Source organism: Clostridia bacterium (assembly GCA_012840125.1).
Lineage (GTDB): Bacteria > Bacillota > DULZ01 > DULZ01 > DULZ01 > DULZ01.
Window position 1 is genome coordinate 1 of record DULZ01000031.1, and the last position, 2277, is coordinate 2277.

General features: G+C 57.5%; 3 protein-coding genes. All 3 read left to right on the plus strand.

Translation table 11 applies throughout. From position 1 onward, the window contains the following. The coding region (locus GXX34_03715; protein ID HHW06634.1) for a pyridoxal phosphate-dependent class II aminotransferase at positions 1-1030 on the plus strand (1030 nt) is incomplete at its 5' end. Next, entirely contained in the window at positions 1021-1611 is a 591-nt protein-coding gene (locus tag GXX34_03720) for a histidine phosphatase family protein (GenBank protein HHW06635.1), read from the plus strand. The genes GXX34_03715 and GXX34_03720, both read left to right, overlap by 10 nt. A gap of 210 nt (positions 1612-1821) precedes the next feature. Then, the coding region (locus tag GXX34_03725) for an NADH:flavin oxidoreductase (protein HHW06636.1) at positions 1822-2277 on the plus strand (456 nt) is incomplete at its 3' end.

The window sequence follows — 2277 nt, forward strand, 5'->3', positions numbered from 1 at the left end:
AGAAGCGTTTATCGACTTCAGTGCCAACATCAATCCTTTAGGTCCGTCTCCCCAGGTTTGGCCTGCCCTGCAGGCTGCCCTGCCGCGCATTGTCCACTACCCTTGCCCTGAAGGAAGAGAATTAAAGGAAAAACTGGCGGGTCATTTAGGGGTGCCCGTGGAGCAGTTGGTCCTGGGCAACGGCGGTGCGGAGCTTATTTATGCGTTAACCAATTTCTTTGCTCCCGGTCGGGTGGTGGTTTCCTCTCCTACCTTTGGGGAATACGGCCGGGGTATCCTGCATCCCCCCATGGTGAGAATAAAACTCGACGCCGGGAAAAACTTTGCCCTGGAGCCGGCCCCCTTTGAGAAGCTGGTCCAAGCGGGGGACTTGATTTTCATCGGTAATCCGAACAATCCTACCGGGGTCCTCACGCCCAGGGAGGTCGTGCTGCAGTTAGCATCCCTGGCCGGGGACCGGGGGGCCACCCTGGTGGTGGATGAAGCTTTTATGGATTTTGTCGAACATGATCAATCCGTGGCCAGGGACGTATCCAGCCACAGTTCACTGGTGGTGGTAGGTTCCTTAACCAAGGTCTTCGCCATCCCGGGTCTGCGTTTGGGCTACCTGGTGGCGGCAAAGGAACTGGCGAGGAACCTGGAACAAGCTTTGCCCCCCTGGCGGGTGAATGCCCTGGCCCAGGCGGCCGGCCTGGCCTCTTTGGCCGACTCGGAACACCTGGCGGCCACCAGGAGGATCGTGGCCCGGGAAAGGCAGTTCCTGGCGGAAAGGCTGCAGCATTTGGGCTTTTCGGTTATTCCCGGGCAAGCAAATTTCCTGCTTTTGCACGGCCGTGCCTTAGGGGTTACGGGAGAGGCGCTGCAAGGGTTCCTGGGGCCGAAAGGCGTGTTGATTCGCTTGTGCCACAGTTTTGACCACCTGGATGAGTATTTTATTCGCATTGCCGTGCGGGGCCGGCAGGAGAACGAAAAACTGGTCAGCCTGATCAGGGATTTCCTGAGGGAGAAGGAGGGACAAGGATGCGGATGATCTTGGTGCGGCACGGGCAAACGGAATGGAATAAGGCGGGGAAGTTCCAAGGCCACAGCGATATCCCCATGGATGAGACCGGCCGGGAGCAGGTGCAAGCCGCCGCAGCTTACCTGGCCCAGGAACCCCTGGAAGCGGTTTACGCCAGCGATTTGTCCCGGGCGAAGGAGACTGCGGCGGTGATTGCCGCTTACCATGGTTTGGAACCAATCCTGGATGTGCGGCTACGGGAACTGTACATGGGTCGCTGGGAAGGGTTGGATTTCAATACCGTTTACCGTCACTTCCGGCAAGAATATGATGCCTGGTTTGGCAAGCGGGACGGGGTCACCCCGGGAGGAGAAGGAGTCAAAGACGTGGAAGCCAGGGTGCTGGATTTCATCTTTGAGGTGGCTCCCAAGCACCGGGGCACGGTAGTGGCCGCCACTCACGGCGGTGTGATCAGGGCCGTGTTGGCCTGGGCGGTGGACGAGCGGTACTTGTGGGAGGAACCCATCGATCACGCTTCTTTGACCATTATTAAAGTGGAAGGTAAGCAGCTGATTCCTGAAGCCATCAATATTGTTCCCTGGAAGAAATGAGCCCGTCATGGGTAGAGGGCGGTCGCGGACCGGTGTGCACCGGGGGTGAGGGAAGGCTCGGGACCAACAGGAGCCTTGATTGGACCCCTAAGCACACCGGCGTTGTTTATTTTGAGAAACATTTCTCGAAAGCAGGAATTTGACGCAATTGTGCGAAAAATAACTTCTGTGAATGGGTGTTCATTCTAGTGCCACCAGAGAAAGGAAGGATTGGATTTGCGGCTTTTTCAACCGATTACCATTGGCAAGATGGAGTTAAGAAACCGTATCGTCATGCCCGCCATGCATTTATCCTATACGTTGGACGGGGAAGTCAATGACCGGTTGGTTGATTTCTACGTCGAAAGAGCCAGAGGCGGAGCAGGGTTAATCATCGTAGGCGGCTGTGCCATCGACCGGGCGGGGGCAGGCCCCTTCATGGTCCGGTTGGATGACCGCCGTTACTTGCCCGGTTTAAAGAGACTGACCCAAGCGGTCCAAGCCCAGGGGGCGAAGATCGCGGCTCAGCTTTACCAGGCGGGCCGGTATGCCCTGAGTGCCATCACCGGGGAGCAAGCCATTGCTCCTTCGCCGGTGGCTTCCAGGTTGACAGGGGAGACCCCCCGGGAAATGACGGAAGAAGATATCCAGAGGGTGATTGACGCCTTTGCCCGGGCTGCTTCTTTG